We start from the raw sequence: 5,324 nt of genomic DNA, 5'->3' as shown, positions 1-5,324 counted from the left end.
AATACTTCTAGAAAATGATGCTGATACCGATTTTAAAATGGTGTATTACAATGCTGATGGTAATGAGGGTAGTATGTGTGGTAATGGTGGTCGTTGTATAGTTGCCTTCGCTAAATTTCTAGGAATTATTTCTGCTGAAACCACTTTTATGGCTACAGATGGGTTACATAGTGCTGAAATTAAAGATGGTCTAGTTAGCTTGCAAATGATTGATGTAGATCAAATTCGTCAAAAATCTGAATATAGTTTTTTAAATACTGGATCTCCCCATCATGTACAACTAGTGCCTGATGTCGCCTCCTTTGATGTTTTTACTGAAGGAAAAAAATTGCGTTATGGACTGTACGGACAAAAAGGGAGTAATATCAATTTTGTTGAACAAAAAGCAGACGATATTTTTGAAGTACGAACTTATGAAAGGGGAGTAGAAGATGAGACATTGGCGTGTGGTACTGGAGTTACTGCGGTTGCATTGGCAATGCATCAATCAGAAAAACTTAAGTCGAACCGGGCAATAATTAAGGTGCTTGGGGGAGAATTAGAAGTTGTTTTTGAGGTTGAAAAGGAAGGGTACAAGAATATATGGTTAATTGGTCCGGCTGTACAAGTTTATAATGGTACAATCGAGTTATGATTTTAAGAGGAGACCATATTTATTTAAGGGCATTAGAACCTTCGGATCTTGAGTTTTTGTATGAACTTGAAAATAATCCTGAAATTTGGGAGGTTAGTGGCACAATTACACCATATTCTAAACAAGTACTTAAATTATATTTAGAGAATGCGCATCGCGATATTTATGATGTAAAGCAGTTGCGTTTATGTATTTGTCATAATTCGGGAAAACTACTTGGCTTAATTGATTTATTTGATTTTGATCCGAAAAACAAAAGAGCTGGTATGGGCATAATTATTGTGCAAAAAGAATATCGAAATAAAGGAATTGGCTCAGCCGCAATTAATTTAATGTGTGAATATGCGTTTGATGTACTTAATTTGCATCAATTATTTGCTAATGTGGCGAGTGATAATGAACCAAGTATTAAGCTATTTGAAAAAATGGGTTTTGAGCAAGTAGGGGTAAAGAAAGATTGGATTTATTCTATCGAAGGATTTAAAAACGAAATATTATTTCAAAAGATTAAATAGTAATGTATATCAGAAAGATTTTGTTGTTTATTGTTTTAGCTGGCTTAGTGGGTGGCGGACTATTTGCTTATAAGGTTTATGGTGCATTTTTTAATCCAAATACTAAATTTGAAAACGAAGAGGCCTATTTGTTTATTAAATCAAACGATAGTTTTAATGATGTAAAGGAAATGCTTGTACCATTATTAGATGATTTAAATTCATTTGAACAAGCTGCGAATCGAAAAGGTTATGCTACCAATATAAAGGGTGGCAAGTATGTTATAAAGAAGGGGATGAATAATAACGAGATTATTGGGGCATTACGAAGTGGTAATATGCCAGTAAAAGTTGCTTTTAATAATCAAGAAACTTTAGAGTTGCTAGCTGGCCGTATTGCATCGCAAATAGAAGCGGATAGTGTTTCATTGTTGAATGCTTTTAAGGATGAAGCGTTTTTAAAAGAATATGGATTTGATAATGGAAATGAAATTGTACCCTACATACCTAACAGTTATGAGTTTTTTTGGAATACTTCTGCTGAGAAGTTTCGGGATAGAATGGTTACTGAGTACAATAGATTTTGGAATGACGATCGAAAGGCAAAAGCAGATAAATTGGGTTTAACTCCAAATGAAGTTGTAGCGTTGGCCTCAATAGTACATAAAGAAACTGCTAAAGTTGATGAAAGACCTAGGGTTGCGGGATTATACCTTAATAGAGTGCGTAAAAAGATGTTGTTGCAAGCAGATCCTACCGTAATATATGCAATCAAGAAAAACGCTGGTGATTTCAATTTGGTTATTAAAAGAGTATTATACAAGGATTTAGAACTTGACTCTCCCTATAATACTTATAAATACGCTGGTATTCCGCCTGGTCCGATCGCAATGCCCGACATATCTGCAATTGATGCTGTTTTATCATCTGAAAAGCATGATTATTTGTATATGGTGGCAAATGTTGAGGATTTCGGATATCATAAATTTGCCAAAAATTTAGCCCAGCATGGCCGAAATAAAGAGCAGTATATCCGTTGGATAAATACGCAAAATATTAAAAGATAGGTAAATCAGCCGATTTTAAGCACTTATTAACTAAATTCGCGGGATTTTAACAAAGCCTTTGAGTGCGCAGCTAGATCGAGGCGTATCTTTGTAGGTTCATAGTTAATCAAGATTTTTAATCTGGTTAACAAAAGTAGGGAACTATGAGAAAGTGGATTAATTGGGTTATTCCTCTGGTAGTAGTATTTGTTTTATTGAGTTATGGATTTACGCCAAAGGAAGTAAAAGTCCCAGAAACATTAAGGGTATCGGAGCCAGTGGCTGTTATTTACCCGAAGCAAGAGGTGGTTAAGTATGACATGATGGTTATTATACCACCCTTTTTAGGAACATCATTTATTGGATTTCGTGAAGCCTTAGCATTTAAAGAATCGCAAGGAAATTACTTTACAACCAATACATTAGGCTATTTAGGAAAATATCAATTTGGTATTGGAACATTACAGTTGATGGGAGTGTATAACGCAACGCGCTTCTTAAATGATCCAGAATTGCAGGAAGAAGCCTTCCAAACTAATATTGCTCGTAACAAATGGATACTAAGAAAAGACATTGCTCGATTTACAGGAAAACATGTAGGTGGAGTAGAGGTGACTGAATCTGGAATTTTAGCTGCAGCTCATTTAGCAGGACCTGGTAATGTGAAAAAGTATTTACGTTCGTATGGTGCGCTAGATTTTGAAGATAGCTATGGTACAAATATGAAGCATTATATGCGTAAGTTTTCTGGCTACGACGTATCGCACGTTTCGCCAATAAGAAATCCTAAAGTGCCAAAAAAATAGTTTAGATAATTAATTTAAGTTTATAAAAATTCCCTAATTGTACTGCCAAATAATTAGGGAATTTTTTATGCCTGAATTATAAATATTGCTGGTCTTTTATGAAGTTCCCATTTTGTGTGTTTCCAATCAGCAACTGTCTTGGTTGCTATTTGCTCCGTTGGTAAAGTGATATCACAAGCAACGCAAATTTTAGTACTTGGTGCTAGCGATTTTATTAATTCTTGTAGTAATTTATCATTCCTATAAGGTGTTTCAATAAAAATTTGCGATTGCCCTAGTTCTTTAGAATTGCGTTCTAATAATTTTATAGTCTTTTTTCTGTCAGAACTCTCAATAGGTAAATAGCCATTAAATGCAAAATTCTGCCCGTTAAAACCACTAGCCATCATAGCTAGTAATATTGAAGAAGGGCCAACCATTGGTACTACTTTAATATTTTTTTCATGAGCAATTTTTACCACATCGGCGCCAGGGTCTGCAATTCCAGGACAACCGGCATCAGAAATTATTCCTACATCATATCCATCTAAACAAGGTTTTAAAAAAGTAGGAATAGCTGCTGGTTCTGTAAACTTGTTGAGTGTTTCTATATTTAATTTTGCCTGAGATTTACGCGGACTAATCTTTTTGATAAACCGTCGAGCAGACTTTTCATTCTCAACAATATAGAAGTCAATGGATTCAATAGCACCTTTTATAGAAATCGGTAGTACTTCTAAGGGCTCATTATCACCTAGAATACTAGGTATTAAAAATAAACTACCAGGGTAATCTTTTGGTTTTGCCATCGAATTAATTCAATTGATTTAAACTATTGGCGATTTTAGAGCAAGCCTCATCAATCATATGATATACATTTTTAAAACCATCTTTTCCACCATAATAAGGGTCAGGTACTTCTTGTGGTCCATAATCCAAGACATCTAAAAGTAATTTTACTTTTTGTTCGTCTGATGCGGAATTCGCAAGATCTAAAATGTTTTCATAGTTACTGTCGTCCATGACATAAATAACATCAAACCTTTCGAAGTCACTTATATGGAATTTACGACAGCGTTGATTGGTTATATCGATGCCAAATTTATGTGCTATTTCAATGGAGCGACTATCTGGTTTAGAACCAATATGATAACCACCTGTACCTGCAGAATCAACATACACATTAGCTGAATTCACCTTACTTTTTAAGATACCTTCAGCCAATGGTGACCTGCAAATATTTCCTAAACACACCATTAATATGTTAGTGCGATTCAAAATACTTATGTTAATTTCTTTGTAAGGTCTTCAATGTATTTTCGGAATTGCTTATCAGTTTCAGCAAGGTTGTCAACAGTTTTGCATGCATGTAATACTGTTGCATGATCTCGTTTTCCTATTTGCGAACCAATACTAGCCAAAGAAGCTTTGGTATATTTCTTGGCAAAAAACATTGCAAGTTGTCTCGCTTGTACAATGTGTCTTTTTCTAGTTTTTGATTGCAGCGTAGCAACATCCATTTCGAAATAATCTGAGACTACTTTTTGTATGTAATCAATAGAAACTTCACGTTTCGTATTTTTTACAAACTTCTCAACTACTTGTTGTGCAAGTTCGATGGTGACCTCTTTTTTATTGAAAGAAGATTGTGCAATTAAAGATATTATTGCTCCTTCGAGTTCTCTAATATTCGATTTAATATGTTTTGCTACATATTCAATTATATCATCTGGCATTTCTACACCGTCTCGATATAATTTATTTTTAAGGATAGAAATTCTCGTTTCGTAATCTGGGGTTTGCAATTCTGCTGATAAGCCCCATTTGAATCGTGATAATAAACGCTGTTCAATATCTTGCATATCAACAGGCGCTTTATCCGAAGTTAAAATTACCTGTTTGCCATTCTGGTGTAAATGATTGAAGATATGGAAAAACACATCTTGCGTACCTGACTTACCTGATAGAAATTGAACGTCATCAATAATTAATACATCAATTAATTGATAGAAATGAATGAAATCATTCCGCGTATTCTTTTTTACAGACTCTATATATTGTTGGGTAAACTTTTCTGCAGAAATATATAGAACAGTGCGCTCAGGATATTTATCTTTTATCTCAACACCAATGGCATGAGCTAAATGCGTTTTACCTAAACCAACTCCACCAAAAACCAATAAAGGGTTAAAAGATGTGCCACCAGGTTTGTTGGCTACTGCCATACCTGCGGATCGTGCTAATCGATTTGAATCACCTTCTAAAAAATTATCGAAGTTGTAATTCGGGTTAAGTTGTGATTCGATTTTGATATTACGAATTCCTGGAATCACAAATGGATTCTTTAATTCTGGATTTTTAGATT

The 5,324-nt window shown here is 34.4% G+C and carries 7 protein-coding genes; 4 read left to right on the top strand and 3 right to left on the bottom strand.

Annotated elements, in window-relative coordinates:
- The 4 genes from dapF to ABJF52_RS13305 form a co-directional block, all read left to right on the top strand.
- Positions 1 to 634, top strand: a 634-nt coding sequence (gene dapF, locus ABJF52_RS13320) for a diaminopimelate epimerase (protein WP_348151090.1), incomplete at its 5' end; no start/stop codon positions are given.
- Complete coding sequence (locus ABJF52_RS13315; RefSeq protein WP_348151088.1) at positions 631 to 1,149, top strand: GNAT family N-acetyltransferase; 519 nt, start codon at positions 631 to 633, stop codon at positions 1,147 to 1,149. The genes dapF and ABJF52_RS13315, both read left to right, overlap by 4 nt.
- 2 nt (positions 1,150 to 1,151) lie before the next feature.
- Positions 1,152 to 2,195: an endolytic transglycosylase MltG gene (mltG, locus tag ABJF52_RS13310; protein WP_348151085.1), complete on the top strand. Its 1,044-nt coding sequence runs from the start codon at positions 1,152 to 1,154 to the stop codon at positions 2,193 to 2,195.
- Between the two features lie 143 nt (positions 2,196 to 2,338).
- Complete coding sequence (locus ABJF52_RS13305) at positions 2,339 to 2,980, top strand: hypothetical protein (protein WP_348151083.1); 642 nt, start codon at positions 2,339 to 2,341, stop codon at positions 2,978 to 2,980.
- A 65-nt stretch (positions 2,981 to 3,045) separates the two neighbouring features.
- On the opposite strand, the gene ABJF52_RS13300 is transcribed toward ABJF52_RS13305, so the two are convergent.
- From ABJF52_RS13300 to dnaA, 3 genes are all read right to left on the bottom strand, one after another.
- Positions 3,046 to 3,768, bottom strand: coding sequence for an SAM-dependent methyltransferase (locus ABJF52_RS13300; RefSeq protein WP_348151080.1), 723 nt, complete (start codon positions 3,766 to 3,768; stop codon positions 3,046 to 3,048).
- Positions 3,769 to 3,772: 4 nt separating this feature from the next.
- Positions 3,773 to 4,216 carry a low molecular weight protein-tyrosine-phosphatase gene (locus tag ABJF52_RS13295; RefSeq protein WP_348151093.1) on the bottom strand — a complete coding sequence of 148 codons (444 nt, stop codon included), beginning with the start codon at positions 4,214 to 4,216 and terminating at the stop codon, positions 3,773 to 3,775.
- A 26-nt stretch (positions 4,217 to 4,242) separates the two neighbouring features.
- On the bottom strand, positions 4,243 to 5,324 hold a 1,082-nt coding region (gene dnaA / locus ABJF52_RS13290; protein WP_348151078.1), incomplete at its 5' end, for a chromosomal replication initiator protein DnaA.

Source organism: Aurantibacter sp. (assembly GCF_039941195.1).
In the GTDB taxonomy this organism is placed as follows: domain Bacteria; phylum Bacteroidota; class Bacteroidia; order Flavobacteriales; family Flavobacteriaceae; genus Aurantibacter_A.
Note: the sequence above shows the minus strand (reverse complement) of the source record. Positions and strands in the feature narration are given on the sequence as shown.

Bases quoted from the DNA above. Each gene is read 5' to 3' on its own strand.
- ABJF52_RS13315 (WP_348151088.1), top strand. From the start codon at position 631: ATGATTTTAAGAGGAGACCATATTTATTTAAGGGCATTAGAACCTTCG.
- mltG (WP_348151085.1), top strand. From the start codon at position 1,152: ATGTATATCAGAAAGATTTTGTTGTTTATTGTTTTAGCTGGCTTAGTG.
- ABJF52_RS13305 (WP_348151083.1), top strand. From the start codon at position 2,339: ATGAGAAAGTGGATTAATTGGGTTATTCCTCTGGTAGTAGTATTTGTT.
- ABJF52_RS13300 (WP_348151080.1), bottom strand. From the start codon at position 3,768: ATGGCAAAACCAAAAGATTACCCTGGTAGTTTATTTTTAATACCTAGT.
- ABJF52_RS13295 (WP_348151093.1), bottom strand. From the start codon at position 4,216: ATGGTGTGTTTAGGAAATATTTGCAGGTCACCATTGGCTGAAGGTATC.